Raw genomic sequence first — 20,356 nt, forward strand, 5'->3', positions numbered from 1 at the left:
TGAAAAAGCTTTACGGCAAAAAAACTCAGCTATGGTATTTAAAACCATTATCTCCTTTACATTGACCTTACGTTTAATAACATTCTGTTAACCTTGCCTATGGCCGGAGCCAAAACTGATAAACCCATGCGGCAAGGAGCATAACAATGACCACGAGCAGTCCGCTGGCCCTTACTACATTACCCTTTACCCATCTGGATATTCCGCCGCAGCCATCGTCAATTCAGCACTCGCTGGAAGAGGGCAACGTCCTCTATTTACCGAATCTGGATTTTTCGCTGACTGCCGAAGAGCGCGAATTACTCAATACCGATTTAGTATCGCCGAAGCGTAAGAACATTAGCTATCAGCCACAAAAGCGTGAAATTAAAGGCGTAGCGGACGCGGCGAAAGCCCCGGCGGTACTGCAGCTGACCGAACGTTACTATCAATCCACGTTGCGCCTGATTGATGCACTGCTGCCCGGATACCGCGAAGCGCTTTATCGCCCGCAAACCAGCCTGCGGCTGCATCCGATAACCGCCTGGCGCGACACGACCTCGTGGCGTAAAGATGATACCCGCCTGCACGTCGACGCTTTCCCGTCGCGCCCGGTTTATGGCGATCGCATTCTGCGCGTATTTTGCAACATCAATCCGCACGGTGAACCGCGTTTGTGGCGCACCGGCGAACATTTTGAAACGCTCGCTGCGCGTTTTCTGCCGACGCTGAAACCGTGGTCGCCGTTCGCCAGCTGGCTGCAATCGGCGGTGGGGATCACCAAAAGCAAACGCAGCCATTACGATCATCTGATGCTGGCGTTGCACGACAAAATGAAAAGTACGCCGGAATATCAACAGCACGGCGTACAGCAGGCGGTAGAGTTTGCCGCGGGGAGTACCTGGATCTGCTTTTCCGATCAAACGCCGCACGCGGCGATGGGCGGCCAGTTTATGCTGGAACAGACTTTTCAACTGCCGGTGAGCGCGATGCATAATCCGCATTATTCACCGCTGAAGGTGCTGGAAAAGTTGATGAACCAGCCGCTGGTAAGTTGAACAACGCGGCGTGACCTCTGAAGTTGTAACATTGTAAATAATGTTAATTGCTGTGGGATTATTGACCTTGCTCATGATTCCGCGCAAAAAATGACCATACTATGATTATGGTAATGGACGACAGAGGAGGACCGTGATGAGCGTTGACAGACGTTACACTAACCTTTTGAATAAGCTGATTAATGCCAATATCGATCTGGCGGCTTATCTCCAGCTTCGTAAAGCGAAAGGCTATATGTCAGTCAGCGAAAATGACCATCTGCGTGATAACTTGTTTGAGCTATGCCATGAACTGCGCGTACACGCGCCGCGTTTGCAGCACGCCATCGCGCCGGAAGAGATGGAAGCCTTCCGCCTTGCCGGCGAGTCCGTCGCTTCGGCGGCGGTTTGCCTGATGAGCGGGCATCATGATTGCCCGGCTTATATTGCCGTTAACGTAGAGAAGCTAGAACGCTGTCTGTCGGGATTGACGATGAATATTCACATTCTGAATAAATCCGCGCCAATTGCCCACGCCTGAATCCAGGGGGAGGCGACTCCCCCTGTTAAAGTTTATGTAAAAATCCCCGCCTGACCGCCCACGCTGGCTACCCTTATCAGCAATGCTGACGAAAGGAGTGCGCCATGCGCCGATATCTCAAAATAACTCTCATGACTGTGCTGCTGCCCATGGCGGCGATGGCCGCGCCGCGCGTTGAGGTGCTGCAGGATAACCTTGACCACCCCTGGTCACTGGCGTTCCTGCCGGACAATGAAGGCGTGCTGATTACCCTGCGCGGCGGCGAACTTAAACGCTGGCAGCTCGATAAAGGATTATCGGCGCCTATTCGCGGCGTGCCGAAGGTGTGGGCCAACGGCCAGGGCGGCCTGCTGGATGTGGCTCTGGCTCCGGACTTTGCTCAGTCGCGCCGGGTATGGCTGAGCTATGCCGAAGCGGGCGATGACGGCAAAGCGGGTACCGCGATGGGGTACGGCCGCCTCAGCGCCGACCTGCAAAACCTGGACGATTTTAAAACCGTTTTCCGCCAGCAGCCGAAGCTCTCCACTGGCAATCATTTCGGCGGGCGGATGGTCTTCGATGGCAAAGGGCATCTGTTTATTGGTTTAGGTGAAAATAATCAGCGCCCGACGGCGCAGGAGCTCGATAAACTGCAGGGGAAAGTGGTACGCCTGACTGACCAGGGGGAAATCCCCAAAGATAATCCTTTCGTCGGCCGTACTGGCATCAGACCGGAAATTTGGGCTTATGGTATTCGCAACCCGCAGGGGATGGCGATGAATCCGTGGAGCGATACGCTGTGGCTGAACGAACATGGCCCGCGCGGCGGCGATGAGATCAATATTCCCCTGGCCGGAAAAAACTACGGCTGGCCGCTGGCGACGCACGGCATTAACTATAGCGGTCAACCTATCCCGGAAGCTAAAGGAAAGAGCGCGCCGAATACCGAGGCGCCGCTGCATGTCTGGCCCGTTTCCCCGGCGCTGAGTGGGATGGCGTTTTACAACGCGTCAACTTTTCCGCAGTGGCGGCACAAGTTGTTTATCGGCGCGCTGAAGGATGAGTCTTTGATTGTGCTCTCGGTGGACGGCAATACCCTCAGCGAGGAGACGCGGCTGTTAAAAGATCGCGGCAAACGCATTCGTGATGTGCGTGTCGGGCCCGACGGTTATCTGTATCTGTTAACCGACGAGCCTGACGGTGAACTGCTCAAGGTCAGCCCGGAGTAATCACCTCAGGTGACCGGGATCATGACCACGTCGCGGAAGGCCTGACGCTGCTGGATTTGCTGGTACCAGCGCTGCAGATGGGGCCGCGGCTGCCAGCTGTCGAGGATGGACAGCAGGTTATAAACGAACGGCGCCACCGCCACATCGCCAAGGCCGAACTCATCGCCGGAAAGCCAGGCATGCTTCGCCAGTTCATCGTCGAGCATAGCGAACAGCCCTTCACAGGCGTGAATACCTGCCTCAATGGCCGCCGGATCGCGCTGGTCCGGCGGCGTTCTGACCAGCCCCATTAATACCGGACGGTGCGCCGGCGATAGCGTGGCGTTGGCCCAGTCCATCCATTTTTCACCCTGCGCGCGCTGCGCAGGCGACTCTACCCACAGCCGGTTTTGCCCGTACTGCGCGGCAAGATAGCGAATAATGGCGTTGGATTCCCACAGCACCAGCCCATTGGTATCGTCTTTGAGTAGCGGCACCAGGCCGTTCGGGTTCATCGCCAGATACTCCGGGTCGTGATTGAGACCATACTCCAGCCCCGCCAGAATCTGCTGATAAGGAAGATCCAGTTCCGCCAGCACCCAGCGTACTTTCTTCACGTTGGTCGAATTATTTCTGCCCCATAACGTAATCATATCCGCTCCTGCATGTTATTTAATCGCCGTTGCAACATGGTGAGCAATCATGTTGGAATAAAGTTAATATTAAGGCAATCACGATCAAAAAAATTGCCTTGTTTTCAGCAGGCAGCGTCGTTATTGCGTAAACTTTAAAAACTTTACCAACTCGCTGTTTCTTTAAGGTCATTTGTACGCTTTACTCACCGCCTTGTGCTGTGCGGCAAGAGTGTTGCGGCATATTTTGTTTGGAAAGGATACTTGGGTGGCTCTTATGACGCATGATGCTTTTTCCCTTCGCGGCCTCGCGGCAGGCTGCGCGCTTTTACTTCTCGTGGCCCCTGCTGTGCAGGCGGCGGATCAACTTCCGGATGCGCCATCGATTGATGCGCGAGCCTGGATCCTGATGGACTATGCCAGCGGCAAAGTATTGAGTGAAGGCAATGCCGACGAGAAACTCGACCCGGCCAGCCTGACCAAAATCATGACCAGCTACGTGGTAGGCCAGGCGCTGAAAGCAGGCAAAATCAAACTGACCGATACGGTCACCGTCGGCCGCGATGCGTGGGCCACCGGTAACCCGGCGCTGCGCGGCTCCTCGGTGATGTTCCTGAAGCCAGGCATGCAGGTATCGGTTGAAGACCTCAATAAGGGCGTGATAATTCAGTCCGGTAACGATGCCAGCATCGCCATTGCGGATTATGTCGCCGGTAGCCAGGATTCGTTTGTCAACCTGATGAACGGCTACGCGCAGAAAATCGGCCTGACTAACACCACCTTTAAAACCGTCCATGGGCTGGACGCGCCGGGGCAGTTCAGCACCGCTCGCGATATGGCGCTGCTGACCAAAGCGATGATCCATGATGTGCCGGAAGAGTACGCGGTACACAAAGAAAAAGAGTTCACCTTCAATAAAATCCGCCAGCCAAACCGCAACCGTCTGCTGTGGAGCACCAACCTCAATGCCGATGGTGTGAAAACCGGCACCACCGCCGGTGCGGGCTACAACCTGGTCTCTTCCGCCACCCAGGGCGATATGCGCCTTATCGCGGTAGTACTGGGCACTAAAACCGACCGTATCCGCTTTAATGAGTCCGAAAAACTGCTGACCTGGGGCTTCCGTTTCTATGAAACCGTTACCCCAATCAAACCGGATGCCACCTTTATTTCTCAGCGCGTGTGGTTCGGTGACAGTAATGAAGTCAAACTGGGCGCCGGCGAAGCCGGATCGGTGACTATTCCACGCGGGCAGTTGAAAAACCTGAAAGCGAGCTACAGCCTGACTGAGCCGCAGCTCACCGCGCCGCTGGCGAAAGGGCAGGTGGTGGGCACCATTGACTTTAAACTCAATGACAAAACCATTGAACAGCGCCCGCTGATCGTCATGGAAGAAGTGAAAGAGGGCGGCTTCTTCAGCCGCATGGTCGACTTCGTGCTGATGAAACTGCACGGCTGGTTCGGCAGTTGGTTCTCTTAAGCGACAGGCCGCGCCCTATGGGGCGCGGTTAGTACAGCAGTGAAATTTGCTTTTCTTTCGCCAGCGCCAGCAGATCGTCATCCGGGCGAACGTCGCTGGTGATGACGTCAAAACGCGATAACTCCCCCATCCGCGCCGGCCGCACTTTGCCAAACTTACTGTGATCGACAACCAGCACATGGTAGCGAGCATTATTCATAGCCCAGTGTTTCACCGGCAGCTCTTCCAGGTTATAGCAGGTCGCGCCTTGTTCGCAGTCGATCCCGGCGGCGGAGTAGTAGGCGATATCCGGGCTGAGGTGGCTCAGGGTATCCTGCAGGCTAAGCGGCAGAAAGATGGCGTTGCTGGCGTGGAATTCGCCGCCGCAAAGAATAGCGCGGCACAGCGGTTTTTCCTGCAAGGCGAGAAAGGTATTTAACGAGTAGCACACGCCGGTAAACGGCAGCTCGTTATCGATAGCGTCGATTATCCATGGCGTCGTGGTGCCGCAGTCAAAAAAGGCCATCTGATGCGCTTCAAGCAGCCCGGCGGCGTGGCGCGCGGCGCGGCGTTTTTCATCCACCAGACGGGTTTTCTGATCGCTCAGCAGGTAGTGCGTGGCGCTACGCGGCTCCAGCACAATATACCCGCCCAACAGCACCACCGGGCCGCTGTGGCCGTTCAAATCGCGACGAATGGTCATTTCCGACACGCCAAGCAGCGAGGCTGCTTCTTTCAGGTGAAGTTTATCGCTGCGCTTGAGTGCCTGAATGAGCTGGTTAATGCGTTCGTCACGACGAGTTTCCATATACCCTCTGAGCTAAAATCGCCCTGCAAGGGCAGGGCGTCAGCTTGATTTTACCCGGCAGCGAGGGGTTCGTCACCTGTCAGACGTTAGCCACGTACCCAGCCTTTACGAATCGGCAGCGAGAAGCAGAGACGATACAAACGTTGCAGCCATTGGTAGAGGCCATGACCGCCGCTCTGCCACAGCAGTTGCGCCCCAAGGCAGCCGCACATGCCGGCCAGCAGCCCGCCCAGCATGTCCAATGGCCAGTGTACTCCGAGATAGACGCGCGACCATGCAATCGCCGAGGCGATGACCAGCAGCAGCGCACCGGACCACACCCGGTGCCAGAATAAAAACGCCAGCGCGAAGGTAAAGATGACGGTGCCGTGATCGCTTGGGAACGAGTCATCCGCCGCATGATGCAGGAAGTTATAGCCGACGCCGTCAACAAACGGCCGGTCATGCGGAAACAGATGACCGATAACCCACGAAATAGACAGGCTCAGGGCCAGGGCCAGCATGACCTTGAATACCAACTGACGCTGGTTTGGCCCCCATAGCCACAGCGCCACCACCAGCAGCGGCACAATGATAATTAAGTCTTTGGCAATAAACGTGGCGACCTCAATCGCCCACCACGAGGAGGCCGGGGTGGCGTTAATCAGGGCAAACAGCGCGTAGTTGATATTTTCCAGCATGCTTCCAGTCTCTGGTTACGATGGCAATAAGCCGCTCACCTTATTGAAAGGAAACGATAAGGTAAAGCAGCATTGTCTTAATTATCAGTTTGTTACGAAATATACCTGTCAGATGCCCTTGCCAGCATGTCGACCGAGAAAGTATATCGGCTGTAATCTCATTGAAACATAAACGAAATATAAATATTCGTTTCATGCCGGAATGTGGGCTGGCGATATTTTTCATTGTCACTCACAATTCACTATCTCCACGGGTCGACTTTCATTAAACTTTGCGCGATTTTTTTTTAATTAAGAGATTGCATGCAGAATTATTCGCTATCAGGTAAACGCCTCGGTCGTCAGGCGTTGCTGTTCCCGCTGTGCCTTGTGTTATATGAATTCTCCACCTATATCGGCAACGATATGATCCAACCGGGTATGCTCGCGGTGGTGCAGGAGTTTCAGGTCGGCAATGAGTGGGTTCCCACCTCTATGACCGCCTATCTGGCGGGGGGGATGTTTTTGCAGTGGCTGCTGGGGCCGCTGTCGGATCGTATTGGCCGCCGTCCGGTGATGCTGACCGGGGTGGTGTGGTTTATCGTCACCTGTCTGGCGACGCTGCTGGCGCAAACCATTGAACAATTTACCCTGCTGCGTTTCCTGCAGGGCATCAGCCTGTGCTTTATCGGCGCGGTGGGCTATGCGGCTATCCAGGAGTCATTTGAGGAGGCGGTATGCATCAAAATTACCGCCCTGATGGCTAACGTCGCGCTAATTGCCCCGCTGCTCGGGCCGCTGGTCGGCGCTGCCTGGGTGCATATGCTGCCGTGGGAGATGATGTTTGTGCTGTTCGCCGTGCTGGCGGCCATCTCCTTTGTGGGGCTGCAGCGGGCGATGCCGGAAACGGCGACGCGGCTGGGCGAAAAGCTATCGGTAAAAGAGTTGGGGCGCGACTATCGTCTGGTGCTGAAAAACCTGCGCTTTGTCGCCGGGGCGCTGGCGACCGGTTTTGTTAGCCTGCCGCTGCTGGCGTGGATTGCGCAATCGCCGGTCATTATTATCAGCGGCGAGCAGGCCACCAGCTATGAGTACGGCATGCTGCAGGTGCCGATTTTCGGCGCGCTGATCGCCGGCAACCTGGTACTGGCGCGTCTGACCTCGCGCCGCTCGGTACGCTCGTTGATTATTATGGGCGGCTGGCCGATTATGTTTGGCCTGCTCCTGTCGGCGGCGGCCACGGTCGTTTCGTCCCATGCTTATCTGTGGATGACCGCTGGTTTAAGCTTCTACGCTTTCGGAATTGGCTTGGCTAACGCCGGGCTGGTGCGCTTAACGCTGTTCGCCAGCGAGATGAGTAAAGGGACGGTATCGGCGGCGATGGGCATGCTGCAGATGCTGATCTTTACCGTAGGCATTGAGCTTAGCAAGCATGCTTATGAGCTTGGTGGCAACGGCCTGTTCAGCCTGTTTAACCTGTTGGGCGGGGTGCTATGGCTGGGGCTGATTATTTACTTCCTGAAAGATAAAAGCGTCGGCAGTTCGCAGCAGGCGTGATACTTAGCAACCCGGATGCCCAAAGGCATCCGGGGTTTCATCAGGCGAACGGCGCTTCGCGATTCAATACCTTATCGATAATCTGCAATACGCCTTCTTCGTTATTATGCGGCGCATGATGACTGGCGACGGCTTTGACCTCCGCTTTGGCATTCGCCATGGCGAAACCAAAACCGGCATGCTGCAGCATTTCAATATCATTACCGCTATCGCCGAAGGCCACCACTTCATGGTTCTCAATGCCCCAGCGCTCTTGCAAAATGCGCAGGCCGTTGGCTTTATGCACGCCAGGGATGATTAAATCGATACTGCCGTAGCCGGTGGCGACGGCGGTAACCATATCGCCCAGCGCCGCGTGCAGCTTCGGTTGAATTTGCGCAATCAGATGATCCGGCACGTTCAGGCCGAATTTGAGGATCGCGTCATCGAGATGGTTAAAATCATCCACCAGTTCGAGACGGTGATAGTACTTTGCCGCCACCGCTTTTAGCTCGTCGTTATAGCTATTGAGCGTATAGGCGCTGCGTTTGCCGCAGGCGATAATTTCGATATGCGGCAGCGTTTGCAGGTGGTCGACGACGGCGTTGAAATGCGTCGTCGGCAGCTGGCAGTTAAAGATATCCTCTTTACCGCTCACTACCCAACCGCCGTTTTCGGCGACGAAGGCGATTTCGTCGACCAGCTCGGGGAAGAACGATATCAGCTGGTAATACTGGTTGCCGCTGGCGACCACGAAGCGAATGCCCTGTTCGCGCATGCGCTGATACTGCGCCAGAAAACGTGGCCGATTATAGGTCTTGGCATCGCTTAAAAAGGTGCCGTCCATGTCTACCGCAATCAGTTTGATGCTCATTAGCTATTCTCCATCACAGGTTCAGGCTGCGGTTTGGCTACCGCGCGGGCTACCAGCGCCGCCACCATGACCAGACCCAGTACTACCATCATGGCGCTACGCAGGCCAAAGTGTTCGCCAAGGAAGCCCAGCAGCGGCGGCCCGACGAGGAAAGCCAGGTAGCCGGTAATCGCCACGACGCTCACGCGTTTCGGCGCATCCGGGCCGGTATCGCTGGCGGCGGAAATGGTAAGCGGGAAACCGAGCGACGCGCCGAGTCCCCACAGCAGTACAGATACCCCGGCAACCCAGGTACTGTCGACAAAAATAATCAGCCCGATACCCAGCGCGCCCATTACCGCGCTGGCGCGTACGACGGTGACGCGACTGTAGCGGTCGATAAACCAGCCGCCGGTGAAGCGGCCGAGGGTCATGCCGAGGGTGAAACCGGCGTAAATCAGCGAACCGGAAGTAGGGCTAAAGCCATGGCCGTCGACCATCAGCAGGGGCAGCCAGTCGTTAGCGGAACCTTCGGCAAAGGCCATTGCCAGCACGATCACCCCGATCAGCAACAGCTGCACGTCGCGCCAGACCGGTAGGCCTTTGGCCTCGCTATGGGCGGATTCGGCGGCGTTTTTGCCGGTACCGTCGGGGATGGCGCGAATAGCGATAACGATGGGGGCAATCGCTACCAGCGCGGCGATCAGAATATGCGGCGCGGCGGGCAGGCCAAAACCGGTCACCGCCATACCGATGCCGGCGCCCACCAGGGTGCCGAAGCTGTAAAAACCGTGCATCATCGGCAGCACGGTTTTATTCATTTCCCGTTCAACGGCGGCGCCTTCGACGTTAATCGCCACTTCCGCCGAGCCGAAGCTGGCGCCGAAGATAGCCAGCCCAAAGGCGAACAGCGGCGCGGAGGCGAGCCACAGCGCCAGGCTTAACACCAGCATGCCCGCCACGGCGCACAACATAGTTGTGCGGATGACTTTACGGGTACCGAAGCGCTTCACCAGCCATGCTGAACAGAGAATGCCGCTCATCGAACCAATCGACAGGCCAAATAGCACCATTCCCATTTCAGCAGTGGAAAGGGTTAGTAAATCGCGAATCGCGGGCGTACGGGTGGCCCAGGAGGCCATCAATAAGCCGGGAATAAAGAAGAACATAAATAGCGCCCACAGCCGAAGCTGGAGGGCTTTGCGAGAAGTTTGCGCCGTCATCCATAAACGCCCGAGAAAGAAGAGTTGCAGACAACAGTAACAAGGTTGTGTACATTTGTACACATTCTGCTATCGCTTGATTTGCATAGCGCACAGAGGGGAAAAACACATCGATGATCCGCAGACCGAACGATCCGCAGCGGCGCGAGCGCATCCTGCAGGCGACGCTGGATACCATCGCCGCACACGGTATTCATGCGGTAACACACCGTAAAATCGCCAGCTGCGCCGGGGTACCGCTGGGCTCGTTGACCTATTATTTTAGCGGTATTGAGCCGCTAATTGAGGAAGCGTTTCGTAACTTCACCGTCGAAATGTCGGCGCAGTATCAGCAATTTTTCAACGGCGTCGGCAGCCGCCAGCAGGCCTGCGACGCTATCGCCGAGCTTATATTCAGCGCTCAGGTGACCACTGCGCGTAATATGGAGTTAATGTACCAGCTGTACGCGTTTTGCAGCAGCCGACCAGCGCTGAAAGCGGTCATGCAGAGCTGGATGCTGCGCAGCCAGCAAACGCTGGAGCAGTGGTTTGAACCGGCGACGGCGCGTGGACTGGATGCGTTTATCGAGGGGATGACGCTGCACTTCGTTACCGATAGCGCGCCGCTGTCGAAAGCGGCGATTCGCCTGATGGTCGCGCGGCTGGCAGGGGAGAATGGCGCTAGCTACGCGTCGCCCCCGCGGTGACGTTAACCACCGTGGCGGTCATCGCCGCCGCCGACGGTGAGGCGAGAAAGGTGATGACCCCAGCTATCTGCGCAAGCGTTGGCAACCGCTGCAGCATCGTGCCGTGCGCCGCACCACCCAGCCACTGTTCAACGCTCAAGCCCAGCGCCTGCGCTTTAGGCGCAAACACCTCGGCAGTATAAGAACCTGCCAGCACCGCATCCGCTATTGCGTGCGACCGCACGCCGAGCACGCGGATATTTTTCGCCCCCAGTTCGCTGGCCAATGCTTTGATAAAGGCTTCCATTGCGGCGCAGCCGACGATATGGCCAAGGTGTCCAGGAACGGCCATCGTCGCGGAAGGAGGAATAGTGGTAATAATGACGCCCGCGCGTTCGCCACCCATCCACGGCGCTACAGCCTTAGCAATAGTAAATTGGGCATCAAGAAAGGGGACAAAACCCTGGCGATACTCGACAAGAGATAATTGTGCCAGCGTTTTCCCCTGATCGTGGTGAAAGCCGGTGGCATTAACTACGATATCAATCCCGCCGGTTCTCCCGGCCAGGTTGGCCACCTGCGCGGTGGTTTGCCCGCCATCCAGCACATCGAGTTGCAGAGTCTCGACGATACCTCCAGCGGCGCGAACCTCAGCCGCCGCCTTTTCCAGCTTATCCGCCCGCCGGGCGGCCAGAAAGATCCGCGTGCCTTCTTTCGCCATGGCAAGCGCCGCCGCGCGGCCAATCGCGCCGCTGCCGCCGAAAATTACCACGGTCTTATCTTTAAGCAACATGGAGAGTGCCTTATGTGGGACTGGATCAGCAAAGTATGGGTGAAAAAATAGACTGTGCAAGGAGGGGGTACTTACGTTTAGTGATTGATTTTCCTATTAGGTGTTTGTTTAACTTGTTGATTTAATAAGGAAGTATTTTAATTATTACTGGCTAATAGACGCGCTTTTGATTAGCCTTGGGTTACCTGATGCAGGGATAAGAGAGAGCCAATGAAACCAAAAAGATTCTCTTCAAGCTATGTATGTAAAAAGATCTGTATTCATGCAATCAATATATTTGAAGCTGTCGGAACAGGCAGCTTCTCTATCGCCGCTGTGGTTTGTTTTATTGCTCTGGATGGCTGGTTATTCAAGCTGGGTGGTTTCGCCATCTGTTTTGCGCTGGTGTGCTTGATAAGCTTTATCGCCGATTATTTAAGAGGGGATATTTAAGTGGCATGTTGAGGACATATCAGTTATACAACATAGGGAGAACGTATCGTACTGATGAAAAAATTGCTTGTTAAATTAATTTGGGTAGAGTTTCTTTCTTAAGAATGTTATCGCTTTCCATGAAAGCGGATAAGGGGTAGCTATTAGTGCAAAGGCGCAGCAAACTGCAGTCACAGCAAAGTAAGCCAGCCCATTACCGGTATCATTAGTCAGCATCGCGTAGCTACAAAAGATAAGCAGGGCAATGATGATGATACAGGACATGTAAAAACGACGTCTCAGTTCTTTCAACAAGGCCTGCAGGCTTTGATCTTTACGTTGTGGACTCTCAAGTCCTTTTCGCAGCATATTAATCTCTTTGCTGGTAAAACCGTGCTCCTGAAGTGTTTGTTCCTGCTGTACATCAATCATATTTTTACCTTCAACCGAAACACCTCTTAATCGTTGCGGACAATAATATCAACAATTATTGCAGGATGATAGGCTCTGCAGTTCCAGTAACAATATTACCGGAACTGGTAATATACGTCGTGCAAATGACAAATGTAACAGAGTTCTCACCCCCTAAGCTAAAGGCTGGAGTGCTATGTTAGATAGTCATAGGCTTTTTCATGCTCCCGGATAATAAATTTTTTAAGTCTGAGAGTATATATTAACGTCAATGTTAAGCTGGTTATGAACCATAGACAGCCAACGGTAATGATCGAGATGAGAAAGGTGATGACAGGTTTGTTATGAGTGGTATCTTTAATAGATTTCATTATTTTCTCTTTGTCATCCGCATTGGTGAAGGAATCACAAATAAATCTCCCCAGTTGTGGCGTTATTATTTTATTATTTACCAGGTGCGAGGCCTCGCCAGAGATACAGCTTTTTTCTGTGAGATGCCAGGAGGGATGGAATGCGTGTTCTGATGCTTCTGTTTCCGAGATTAAAAACCACTCATCCGTTTCTTTAAGAATTAAAGATGTCCAGCCCGGACGTATTTGTAATAGCTTCACGCCATAATATGAACTGGTTGCTAAGCTGCCGAAAAGAAATAATAAGACGATGGAAAACAATATCACATTTGCGCGAGTCAGCCTGGGTATCTCTTTTGTCGATATTTTGATCATGAAAAAGCGAATTCTCCATGTGCTTAATTTGGCTTTTTTATATATATCATCGATGTCATCTAAAGGTTTGTTTAAGTAATTTAAGATGGCTTTTATGATGGGCAAGGCGGCGATAACCGTCCCTATCATTTCTTTGCTGAATATATTAATCAGACTTTGAGTTAACATCTGAATTCCTTATCAGTAGAAGTAAAGTATCAACACTACGTTTTTACATAGCAAGATAAGTACGTCAATTCAATAGCAGTAACTATCAAATGTTAAGGAAGTGCTTCTCTGCGAGGCGAAAGCAAGACCAGAGACTTTTGTTAAGAGTGGGGCGGTTCTCACGGGAAGGTCATCGCATGCAGAAACGAGTTGTCAGCTAAGAGACTGGTTCTAATGAAGCTGAATTTCAGGCAACAAAAAACCCATCAACCTTGAACCTAAACGGCGGGGTTGATGGGCTCCACAAAATGGGGACATCAAAGAAAAGCAGTGGCACTAGTTATGACTGACATCCTGGGAAAAAGTTCTGTTCATCACCGATTTTTTTGCGAAAAAGTTAAAAATTTTCGGCAGGGACTAGCCAAGGCCCGGCCAGATGATGACGATCAGCGTACCGGCAAGGGTGAGCAGCACGTTGGCGATAGCGTAGGTGCCAGCGTAGCCGAGCGCGGGAATATTGCTGCGTGCGGTATCGCTGATAATTTCCATCGCCGGGGCGCAGGTGCGCGCGCCCATCATCGCGCCGAACAGCATCGCGCGGTTCATGCGCAGCACATAGGCGCCGAACAGGAAGCAGATCACCACCGGCACCAGGCTGACGATAAGACCGGCGGCCAGCATTTGCCCGCCAATGGCCCCCAGACCGTTATTAATACCCGCGCCGGCGCTCAGGCCGACCCCGGCCATAAACACCATCAGGCCGAATTCCTTCACCATATTCAACGCCCCCTGCGGGATATAGCCGAAGGTCGGATGGTTAGCGCGCAGGAAACCGAGCATAATGCCGGCGAATAGCAGGCCGGCAGCGTTACCGATACCGAAGCTGAACGAGCTGAACTGGAAGGTGATCATGCCGATCATCAGGCCGACGATAAAGAAGGCGCAGAAAGCCAGCAGGTCGGTCACCTGGCTGTGAATCGAAATAAAGCCGATGCGGTCAGCGACGGTTTTTACGCGGCGGGCGTCGCCGCTCACCTGCAGCACGTCGCCTTTATTAAGCACCACGTTATCGTCGATTGGCATTTCAATCTGGCTGCGGATCACCCGGTTTAAGAAGCAGCCGTGATCTGTCAGCTTCAGCTGCGCCAGGCGGCGGCCGACGGCGTTATGATTCTTAACCACAATCTCTTCGGTGACGATACGCATATCGAGCAGGTCGCGGTCAAACACCTCTTTACCGTTACGGAAGCTTGGGTCGAGGCGGGCATGGGCGTCCGGGTAGCCAACCAGCGCGATATCGTCGCCCATCTGCAGTACCGCGTCGCCATCCGGGTTCGCCAGGATACCGTTACGGCGAATACGTTCGATATAGCAGCCGGTCTGGCGGTAAATCCCCAACTCACGAAGATTTTTGCCGTCCGCCCACGCGACCAATTCCGGGCCGACGCGGTAGGCGCGGATAACCGGCAGATAGACTTTACGCTTGGAGTCGGTATCCAGACCGCGCTCGCGGGCGATCTGCTGGGCGCTGGTCTGCAGATCCTGATGCTGCAGCTTCGGCATATAGCGCGCGCCGACGATCAGGCTCACCAGGCCAACCAGGTAGGTCAGGGCGTAACCGAGGCTCAGGTGGTCAAGCGACTGCGCCAGCCGATCGCTGGGCATGCCGAAGTGGCGCAGGGTATCGCCGGCGCCCACCAGCACCGGGGTGGAAGTCATGGCGCCCGCCAGCATCCCGGCGGTCAGGCCGATGTCCCAGCCAAACAATTTGCCCAACCCCATAGCGATTAACATCGCGCTGGCCACCATCACCAGCGCCAGCATCAGATAGTTTTTGCCGTCGCGGAAAAAAATCGAAAAAAAGTTGGGGCCAGCTTCGACGCCGACGCAGAAAATAAACAGCATAAAGCCAAGATTTAGCGCATCAGTGTTAATGGCGAAGTGCTGCTGACCTAATAATAAAGAAACGACTAAAACGCCAATGGAATTACCAAGTTGTACTGACCCGAGGCGAAGTTTCCCCAGGCAAAGACCCAGTGCGAGTACAACAAACAATAACAGGATGTAATTCCCGTTTAACAAATCTGCGACGTTTATATTCACGAAAGCCAACTTCTCGTTTACTAGTAAGTTGTTGAAGGAAATGGTTTTTTGGTCTAAGGTTGCTCAAGCGTTCGCACTATGCCGAACGTTATTCTGGCATCCCGTTAATACCGATAAAACAGTGCCGCTAGTTTAATCTTTCCTGGTTGCTGCGGCTAGTCACAATCGTTTTACTCTGACGGGAGCGTTATAAGCATGGACTGCCAGAATGCTATTTCTGACTGGATGAAGTGAAAGATAGTTAGAGGCGAAATCAGGAGGATGTCGTGAAATCTGAGCGCGCGTGGGCCGGTATAATTTGTGGGTTCTTTCTGTTTATTGTGGTTTGTTTATCGCTGTTGCTGCATATGAAAGGGGCTTTTCGGCAAACGGGCAACCCCGAGCTTGGGCTGCTGTTCTTTGTGCTACCTGGCGCGGTGGCGAGCTGTTTATCCCCAGGCCGGCGCGTCATACGTCCGCTGATTGGCGCCATGCTGGCGGCACCGGTTTGTCTGGTGGTGATGCGGATGTTCTTTATTACTCATCGATCGTTTTGGCAGGAACTGGCGTGGCTTTTTAGCGCGGTGTTCTGGTGCGCGCTCGGGGCGCTATGCTTTTTATTTATTAGCGTCTGGCTGGACGCCAGACGCAGGCACTCAATGGAAGAGTGAAGTCTCTCAAGCAAACAGGCCGAGATTTTCTTTCGCCCAGGCTTCGAAATCCGTGCAGCCGCCGATGTGTTTCTGATCGACGAAAATCTGCGGTACGGTTTCTACCGGCTTACCGACGGTTTTTTCCAGATCGGCTTTGCTGATGCCTTCCGCGTGGATATCAATGTAGCGATAGCTGAAGTCATCGCGCTCGGTGCTCAGTTTTTCAGCCAGTTCTTTAGCGCGAACGCAATACGGGCAACCTGGGCGACCAAAAATAACGGTAAACATGCTTCTCTCCTTAAATCTCAGCCGGATGGCGAATGTGGCTATGATGCCGCGTTCCGTTAGCAAGGGGAAGAAGGTTTTACCTTTTATAGCGATGGTTGCGGGTTATGCTTGATAAATATCATCTGCTGCAAGACCCTATACAGACCCGCCAGCGATGTGCGCGGCATGAGTATATTGAGGAGCGTTATGCGATCGCCTGCCGCATTACCCAAAAGTATTCTGATTGTTGAGCTCGTCGGCATGGCGCTGCTGACGCTGGCCTGGCTGTCATTGAACCAGTATGTTCAGCTGCCGGCGCCGTTTGCCAGCCCGACGGCGGCGCTCATCATGATCTTTGCCGGGATCCTGCTGATGATCCCGGCGGCGATAGCCCTAATGTGGCGAATAGCGAAAATTGTCGCGCCGCAGTTGACCGATAATAAGACCTCATCTTCTACCCCGTCCGAAAGAGAAAAACGCCATGACGCCGACCATTGATCTGCTGCGCAACCACCGTTCCATCCGCCATTTTACCGACGCGCCGATTAGCGACCAACAGCGTGAGGCTATCATCGCCGGGGCGCAAGGGGCATCCAGCTCCAGCTTTTTACAATGTACCTCGATTATTCGCATTACCGACCCGCAGATGCGTGAGCAGCTGGTTCCGTTGACCGGCGGCCAGCAGCATGTGGCGCAGGCGGCGGAGTTTTGGGTATTCTGCGCCGATTTCAACCGCCACCTGCAAATTTGCCCGCAAGCGCAGTTGGGACTGGCAGAACAGCTGCTGCTGGGCGTCGTCGACACCGCGCTAATGGCGCAGAATGCCTTAATCGCCGCGGAATCCCTGGGATTAGGCGGCGTCTATATTGGCGGCCTGCGTAATAACATTGATGCGGTAACCGAGCTGCTGCAGCTGCCGAAACACGTGTTGCCGCTGTTTGGCCTGTGCCTCGGCTGGCCTGCCGACGACCCGCAGGTTAAGCCGCGTATTCCGCCTGCGATGCTGGTGCATGAGAATCACTACCAGCCGCTTGATCAACAGGTGCTGGCGCAGTACGACGAACAGCTGGCGGACTATTATCTGTCGCGCGGCAGCAATACCCGCCGCGATACCTGGAGCGACCATATCCGCCGCACCATCATCAAAGAGAGCCGGCCGTTTATTCTCGATTATTTGCATAAACAGGGCTGGGCAACGCGCTGATTCCCTATACACTTCACCCTGCAAACGCAGAGTGCTGGCTGCCAGTTATTTTCTAAGAGGTGTTGGGTGAAAATCGCTATATTATCCCGGGATGGAACGCTTTATTCTTGCCGCCGCTTGCGTGAAGCCGCGCAAAAACGCGGGCATCAGGTCGAGATCCTCGATCCGCTCTCCTGCTATATGAGCGTCAGCCCGGTTGCCTCCTCGATTCACTACAAAGGGCGACAGTTGCCCCATTTTGATGCAGTCATTCCGCGCATCGGCACGGCTATCACCTATTACGGCACCGCCGCGCTGCGGCAGTTCGAACTGCTGGGCAGCTATCCGCTAAACGAGTCGGTGGCGATTACCCGTGCCCGCGATAAGCTGCGCTCGCTGCAGTTGCTGGCGCGTCAGGGAATCGATCTACCGGTCACCGGCATTGCCCATTCCCCGGACGACACCAGCGATCTGATCGCGATGGTGGGCGGCGCGCCGCTGGTGGTTAAACTGGTGGAGGGGACGCAGGGGATCGGCGTGGTGCTGGCGGAAACGCGGCAGGCGGCGGAAAGCGTGATTGACGCCTTCCGGGGCCTTAATGCGCACATTCTGGTGCAAGAATATATCGCTGAGGCAAAAGGGTGCGATATCCGCTGCCTGGTGGTTGGCGATGAGGTGGTGGCGGCGATTGAGCGGCGGGCGAAGGAGGGCGATTTTCGCTCTAACCTGCACCGCGGCGGCGTCGCCACTACGGCCACGCTTAGCGATCAGGAGCGGGAGATGGCGATTAAAGCAGCGCAAACGCTGGGTCTGGACGTGGCTGGCGTGGATATCCTGCGCGCCCATCGCGGTCCGCTGGTGATGGAAGTTAACGCGTCACCGGGGCTGGAAGGGATTGAAACCACCACTCACGTCGATATTGCCGGGCGAATGATCGCGTGGATCGAGCGTCAGGCAACGCCTGGATATTGTCTAAAAATGGGAGGGTAGCGTCACTTCGTTATCCTTTCATGGAATGCGACGCATTTTTTGCGTAAGCTATGCGTCGTTTTTTATCCAGCAAGAGGTCACAGGCACTATGGATTCACTGGTCGTTCCGGGTCTTGATACGTTACGTCATTGGCTCGACGAGTTAGGCATCAGTTTTTTTGAGTGCGACTCCTGCCAGGCGTTGCACCTGCCGCATATGCAGAATTTCGACGGTATTTTCGATGCCAAAATCGACCTGCTGGACAACGTGGTGCTGTTTTCGGCGCTGGCGGAAGTGAAGCCTTCGGCGCTACTGCCGCTATCGGCGGACCTGTCGGCGATTAACGCCAGTTCGCTGACCGTAAAAGCGTTCCTTGATATTCAGGATGATAACCTGCCGAAGCTGGTGGTTTGCCAGGCGCTGCCCGTTGGCGCGGGCGTCACGCTTGAACAGTTTGCCTGGTTCTTCCGCCAGAGCGAAGAGCAGGTCTCGATGGTCATTCTGGAAGCCGGCGCCAATCAACTGCTGTATAAAGCGGAAGAGCAGGAAGAAGAGGCCGCAGCCGAAGAAGTGCAATACCATTTTCTGCACTAATTAATAAAAGCAGCCGCTGCGATGGCGGTTGCTTATTTATTCTGTCACAAACCCTCATTTAAAGAATTATTCACTGCTGTTTTACCGCTTCGCTTTTATCTCGTAGACCTTTATTGGCTGGAAATATGATCCAGGGCGTTTTTTTGCCTGGGCTATATCCTCTTATTCTGGCTACAGTTATTCTGGCGAGGCGTCCATTTGCGGGCAGCCAATCAGGGAGAGGTTTCCTCTCCTTATCTCAGGCAATGAAAAATATGCATGATTCTTGCATGCGTTCAGGTTCGTCTATTGCGTCCGTGAATTAACGGGCCTTGAGAAGGAAACAGAGATATGACCGCCTTGGGTAAAAAATGGTTAACAGGTGTGATTACGGGTGCGCTGATGGCCGTTTCTGCCGGCTCGCTCGCAGCGGAACAAAAAACGCTGCACGTCTATAACTGGTCTGATTATATTGCGCCGGACACGGTCGCCAATTTTGAAAAAGAGACCGGAATTAAAGTGGTGTATGACGTATTTGATTCCAACGAGGTGCTGGAAGGTAAATTAATGGCCGGCAGCACCGGGTTCGATCTGGTGGTGCCGTCGGCAAGCTTCCTTGAACGCCAGCTGGCGGCCGGAGTGTTCCAGCCGCTTGATAAAAGTAAACTGCCGAACTGGAAAAACCTCGACCCGAAAGTTTTACAACTGGTGGCGCGTCACGATCCCGATAACAAATATGCGATGCCGTACATGTGGGCGACCACCGGCATCGGCTATAACGTCGATAAAGTGAAAGCGGCGCTGGGTAAAGACGTGCCGTTAAACAGCTGGGATCTGGTGCTGAAACCGGAAAACCTTGAGAAGCTGAAAAGCTGCGGCGTCTCCTTCCTTGATGCCCCGGAAGAGATTTTCTCGACGGTGCTGAACTATCTCGGTAAAGATCCAAACAGCACCAAAGCCGATGATTACACCGGACCGGCAACCGATCTGCTGCTGAAGCTGCGGCCCAATATCCGTTACTTCCACTCTTCGCAATATATTAATGACCTGGCAAACGGCGATATCTGCGTCGCGATTGGCTGGGCGGGCGATGTCTGGCAGGCGGCGAATCGGGCGAAAGAGGCGAAGAACGGCGTCAATATCTCCTACTTCATTCCGAAAGAGGGGGCGCTGGCCTTCTTTGATGTCTTCGCCATGCCGGCGGATGCCAAAAATAAAGACGAAGCCTATCAGTTCCTGAACTATCTGCTGCGCCCGGAGGTCATCGCCCACATCAGCGATCACGTCTACTACGCTAACGGCAACAAAGAGGCGACGCCGCTGGTCAGCGCCGATATCCGTAACAACCCAGCGATTTACCCGCCGGAGGATGTCTTCGCCAAGCTGTTCACCCTCAAGGTGCAGGATCCGAAGATTGATCGCGTGCGCACCCGCGCATGGACCAAAGTGAAAAGCGGAAAATAACGCCATCAGGCCCGGTACGCCGGGCCTGTAAAGGTCTGACCTGCTGTTCGCTGGCGGACATAGAACTGAAGAATGTATGGCAACCGGGCCATACGGTG

Annotated in this window: 23 protein-coding genes; 13 read left to right on the forward strand and 10 right to left on the reverse strand. The window is 54.4% G+C overall.

Translation table 11 applies throughout. The features are described 5' to 3' along the window. Nucleotides 1-146: 146 nt before the first annotated feature. The 3 genes from PGR29_RS09680 (at nt 147) to PGR29_RS09690 (ending at nt 2,765) form a co-directional block, all read left to right on the forward strand. Nucleotides 147-1,037, forward strand: a complete 891-nt coding sequence (locus tag PGR29_RS09680; RefSeq protein WP_087859999.1) for a Kdo hydroxylase family protein — start codon at nt 147-149, stop codon at nt 1,035-1,037. A 136-nt stretch (nt 1,038-1,173) separates the two neighbouring features. Continuing rightward, nucleotides 1,174-1,557: a biofilm formation regulator BssR gene (gene bssR, locus PGR29_RS09685; RefSeq protein ID WP_045364588.1), complete on the forward strand. Its 384-nt coding sequence runs from the start codon at nt 1,174-1,176 to the stop codon at nt 1,555-1,557. A gap of 104 nt (nt 1,558-1,661) precedes the next feature. Next, a complete protein-coding gene (locus PGR29_RS09690; RefSeq protein WP_316424456.1) occupies nt 1,662-2,765 on the forward strand; it encodes a PQQ-dependent sugar dehydrogenase in 1,104 nt (367 codons plus the stop codon). A gap of 5 nt (nt 2,766-2,770) precedes the next feature. Here the strand turns inward: PGR29_RS09690 and PGR29_RS09695 are convergent, their stop codons facing one another. Beyond that, on the reverse strand, nt 2,771-3,397 hold the full coding sequence (locus tag PGR29_RS09695; RefSeq protein ID WP_087859996.1) for a glutathione S-transferase family protein: 627 nt from the start codon (nt 3,395-3,397) through the stop codon (nt 2,771-2,773). A 256-nt stretch (nt 3,398-3,653) separates the two neighbouring features. Here PGR29_RS09695 and dacC point away from each other — a divergent pair, with 256 nt between their 5' ends. Beyond that, entirely contained in the window at nt 3,654-4,856 is a 1,203-nt protein-coding gene (gene dacC, locus PGR29_RS09700; RefSeq protein WP_045396363.1) for a serine-type D-Ala-D-Ala carboxypeptidase, read from the forward strand. A gap of 28 nt (nt 4,857-4,884) precedes the next feature. Here dacC and deoR read toward each other — a convergent pair whose 3' ends face one another. Then, nucleotides 4,885-5,643 (reverse strand): DNA-binding transcriptional repressor DeoR, encoded by a 759-nt coding sequence (gene deoR / locus PGR29_RS09705; protein ID WP_316424457.1) that lies wholly within the window; start codon nt 5,641-5,643, stop codon nt 4,885-4,887. A gap of 86 nt (nt 5,644-5,729) precedes the next feature. Then, nucleotides 5,730-6,323: an undecaprenyl-diphosphate phosphatase gene (ybjG, locus tag PGR29_RS09710; protein WP_045359985.1), complete on the reverse strand. Its 594-nt coding sequence runs from the start codon at nt 6,321-6,323 to the stop codon at nt 5,730-5,732. 303 nt (nt 6,324-6,626) lie between these two features. Here ybjG and kdeA point away from each other — a divergent pair, with 303 nt between their 5' ends. Next, entirely contained in the window at nt 6,627-7,859 is a 1,233-nt protein-coding gene (kdeA, locus tag PGR29_RS09715) for a multidrug efflux MFS transporter KdeA (RefSeq protein WP_032714142.1), read from the forward strand. 40 nt (nt 7,860-7,899) lie between these two features. Here the strand turns inward: kdeA and PGR29_RS09720 are convergent, their stop codons facing one another. Beyond that, nucleotides 7,900-8,712, reverse strand: a complete 813-nt coding sequence (locus PGR29_RS09720) for a Cof-type HAD-IIB family hydrolase (RefSeq protein ID WP_316424458.1) — start codon at nt 8,710-8,712, stop codon at nt 7,900-7,902. Beyond that, nucleotides 8,712-9,914 (reverse strand): MFS transporter, encoded by a 1,203-nt coding sequence (locus PGR29_RS09725; RefSeq protein WP_015704846.1) that lies wholly within the window; start codon nt 9,912-9,914, stop codon nt 8,712-8,714. The genes PGR29_RS09720 and PGR29_RS09725 overlap by 1 nt, the downstream gene beginning before the upstream one ends. A gap of 113 nt (nt 9,915-10,027) precedes the next feature. Here PGR29_RS09725 and PGR29_RS09730 point away from each other — a divergent pair, with 113 nt between their 5' ends. Further along, nucleotides 10,028-10,600, forward strand: coding sequence for a TetR/AcrR family transcriptional regulator (locus PGR29_RS09730; RefSeq protein ID WP_316424459.1), 573 nt, complete (start codon nt 10,028-10,030; stop codon nt 10,598-10,600). Here the strand turns inward: PGR29_RS09730 and PGR29_RS09735 are convergent. Further along, nucleotides 10,575-11,372 carry an SDR family NAD(P)-dependent oxidoreductase gene (locus tag PGR29_RS09735; protein WP_316424460.1) on the reverse strand — a complete coding sequence of 266 codons (798 nt, stop codon included), beginning with the start codon at nt 11,370-11,372 and terminating at the stop codon, nt 10,575-10,577. The genes PGR29_RS09730 and PGR29_RS09735 overlap by 26 nt on opposite strands. 210 nt (nt 11,373-11,582) lie before the next feature. Between PGR29_RS09735 and PGR29_RS09740 the strand changes: the two genes are divergently transcribed. Next, a complete protein-coding gene (locus PGR29_RS09740; protein WP_271032246.1) occupies nt 11,583-11,804 on the forward strand; it encodes a hypothetical protein in 222 nt (73 codons plus the stop codon). Between the two features lie 75 nt (nt 11,805-11,879). Here the strand turns inward: PGR29_RS09740 and PGR29_RS09745 are convergent, their stop codons facing one another. From PGR29_RS09745 to PGR29_RS09755, 3 genes are all read right to left on the reverse strand, one after another. Then, nucleotides 11,880-12,215 carry a hypothetical protein gene (locus tag PGR29_RS09745; protein ID WP_316424461.1) on the reverse strand — a complete coding sequence of 112 codons (336 nt, stop codon included), beginning with the start codon at nt 12,213-12,215 and terminating at the stop codon, nt 11,880-11,882. A gap of 173 nt (nt 12,216-12,388) precedes the next feature. Next, on the reverse strand, nt 12,389-13,087 hold the full coding sequence (locus tag PGR29_RS09750; protein WP_316424462.1) for a DUF6216 family protein: 699 nt from the start codon (nt 13,085-13,087) through the stop codon (nt 12,389-12,391). Nucleotides 13,088-13,483: 396 nt separating this feature from the next. Beyond that, nucleotides 13,484-15,169, reverse strand: a complete 1,686-nt coding sequence (locus PGR29_RS09755; protein ID WP_101704156.1) for an aspartate:alanine antiporter — start codon at nt 15,167-15,169, stop codon at nt 13,484-13,486. A 266-nt stretch (nt 15,170-15,435) separates the two neighbouring features. Between PGR29_RS09755 and PGR29_RS09760 the strand changes: the two genes are divergently transcribed. Further along, nucleotides 15,436-15,819 (forward strand): inner membrane protein YbjM, encoded by a 384-nt coding sequence (locus tag PGR29_RS09760; RefSeq protein WP_047065001.1) that lies wholly within the window; start codon nt 15,436-15,438, stop codon nt 15,817-15,819. A gap of 6 nt (nt 15,820-15,825) precedes the next feature. Here the strand turns inward: PGR29_RS09760 and PGR29_RS09765 are convergent, their stop codons facing one another. Beyond that, complete coding sequence (locus PGR29_RS09765) at nt 15,826-16,089, reverse strand: GrxA family glutaredoxin (RefSeq protein ID WP_015367533.1); 264 nt, start codon at nt 16,087-16,089, stop codon at nt 15,826-15,828. A 186-nt stretch (nt 16,090-16,275) separates the two neighbouring features. Here PGR29_RS09765 and PGR29_RS09770 point away from each other — a divergent pair, with 186 nt between their 5' ends. From PGR29_RS09770 to potF, 5 genes are all read left to right on the forward strand, one after another. Continuing rightward, a complete protein-coding gene (locus PGR29_RS09770; RefSeq protein WP_047065002.1) occupies nt 16,276-16,566 on the forward strand; it encodes a YbjC family protein in 291 nt (96 codons plus the stop codon). Further along, nucleotides 16,550-17,272 (forward strand): nitroreductase NfsA, encoded by a 723-nt coding sequence (gene nfsA, locus PGR29_RS09775; protein ID WP_087859984.1) that lies wholly within the window; start codon nt 16,550-16,552, stop codon nt 17,270-17,272. The genes PGR29_RS09770 and nfsA overlap by 17 nt, the downstream gene beginning before the upstream one ends. A gap of 66 nt (nt 17,273-17,338) precedes the next feature. Next, nucleotides 17,339-18,241, forward strand: coding sequence for a 30S ribosomal protein S6--L-glutamate ligase (gene rimK, locus PGR29_RS09780; RefSeq protein ID WP_015367529.1), 903 nt, complete (start codon nt 17,339-17,341; stop codon nt 18,239-18,241). Nucleotides 18,242-18,329: 88 nt separating this feature from the next. After that, a complete protein-coding gene (locus PGR29_RS09785; protein WP_015367528.1) occupies nt 18,330-18,815 on the forward strand; it encodes a YbjN domain-containing protein in 486 nt (161 codons plus the stop codon). Nucleotides 18,816-19,145: 330 nt separating this feature from the next. After that, a complete protein-coding gene (gene potF / locus PGR29_RS09790; RefSeq protein ID WP_032711260.1) occupies nt 19,146-20,258 on the forward strand; it encodes a spermidine/putrescine ABC transporter substrate-binding protein PotF in 1,113 nt (370 codons plus the stop codon). The last annotated feature ends 98 nt before the right edge of the window (nt 20,259-20,356 follow it).

The organism is Klebsiella sp. 141203 (assembly GCF_032601985.1).
GTDB lineage: Bacteria > Pseudomonadota > Gammaproteobacteria > Enterobacterales > Enterobacteriaceae > Klebsiella > Klebsiella aerogenes.

What these genes read in the sequence shown, in the direction of transcription:
- PGR29_RS09680 (WP_087859999.1), top strand. Translation starts at nt 147, where the DNA reads ATGACCACGAGCAGTCCGCTGGCCCTTACTACATTACCCTTTACCCAT.
- bssR (WP_045364588.1), top strand. Translation starts at nt 1,174, where the DNA reads ATGAGCGTTGACAGACGTTACACTAACCTTTTGAATAAGCTGATTAAT.
- PGR29_RS09690 (WP_316424456.1), top strand. Translation starts at nt 1,662, where the DNA reads ATGCGCCGATATCTCAAAATAACTCTCATGACTGTGCTGCTGCCCATG.
- PGR29_RS09695 (WP_087859996.1), bottom strand. Translation starts at nt 3,397, where the DNA reads ATGATTACGTTATGGGGCAGAAATAATTCGACCAACGTGAAGAAAGTA.
- dacC (WP_045396363.1), top strand. Translation starts at nt 3,654, where the DNA reads ATGACGCATGATGCTTTTTCCCTTCGCGGCCTCGCGGCAGGCTGCGCG.
- deoR (WP_316424457.1), bottom strand. Translation starts at nt 5,643, where the DNA reads ATGGAAACTCGTCGTGACGAACGCATTAACCAGCTCATTCAGGCACTC.
- ybjG (WP_045359985.1), bottom strand. Translation starts at nt 6,323, where the DNA reads ATGCTGGAAAATATCAACTACGCGCTGTTTGCCCTGATTAACGCCACC.
- kdeA (WP_032714142.1), top strand. Translation starts at nt 6,627, where the DNA reads ATGCAGAATTATTCGCTATCAGGTAAACGCCTCGGTCGTCAGGCGTTG.
- PGR29_RS09720 (WP_316424458.1), bottom strand. Translation starts at nt 8,712, where the DNA reads ATGAGCATCAAACTGATTGCGGTAGACATGGACGGCACCTTTTTAAGC.
- PGR29_RS09725 (WP_015704846.1), bottom strand. Translation starts at nt 9,914, where the DNA reads ATGACGGCGCAAACTTCTCGCAAAGCCCTCCAGCTTCGGCTGTGGGCG.
- PGR29_RS09730 (WP_316424459.1), top strand. Translation starts at nt 10,028, where the DNA reads ATGATCCGCAGACCGAACGATCCGCAGCGGCGCGAGCGCATCCTGCAG.
- PGR29_RS09735 (WP_316424460.1), bottom strand. Translation starts at nt 11,372, where the DNA reads ATGTTGCTTAAAGATAAGACCGTGGTAATTTTCGGCGGCAGCGGCGCG.
- PGR29_RS09740 (WP_271032246.1), top strand. Translation starts at nt 11,583, where the DNA reads ATGAAACCAAAAAGATTCTCTTCAAGCTATGTATGTAAAAAGATCTGT.
- PGR29_RS09745 (WP_316424461.1), bottom strand. Translation starts at nt 12,215, where the DNA reads ATGATTGATGTACAGCAGGAACAAACACTTCAGGAGCACGGTTTTACC.
- PGR29_RS09750 (WP_316424462.1), bottom strand. Translation starts at nt 13,087, where the DNA reads ATGTTAACTCAAAGTCTGATTAATATATTCAGCAAAGAAATGATAGGG.
- PGR29_RS09765 (WP_015367533.1), bottom strand. Translation starts at nt 16,089, where the DNA reads ATGTTTACCGTTATTTTTGGTCGCCCAGGTTGCCCGTATTGCGTTCGC.
- PGR29_RS09770 (WP_047065002.1), top strand. Translation starts at nt 16,276, where the DNA reads ATGCGATCGCCTGCCGCATTACCCAAAAGTATTCTGATTGTTGAGCTC.
- nfsA (WP_087859984.1), top strand. Translation starts at nt 16,550, where the DNA reads ATGACGCCGACCATTGATCTGCTGCGCAACCACCGTTCCATCCGCCAT.
- PGR29_RS09785 (WP_015367528.1), top strand. Translation starts at nt 18,330, where the DNA reads ATGGATTCACTGGTCGTTCCGGGTCTTGATACGTTACGTCATTGGCTC.
- potF (WP_032711260.1), top strand. Translation starts at nt 19,146, where the DNA reads ATGACCGCCTTGGGTAAAAAATGGTTAACAGGTGTGATTACGGGTGCG.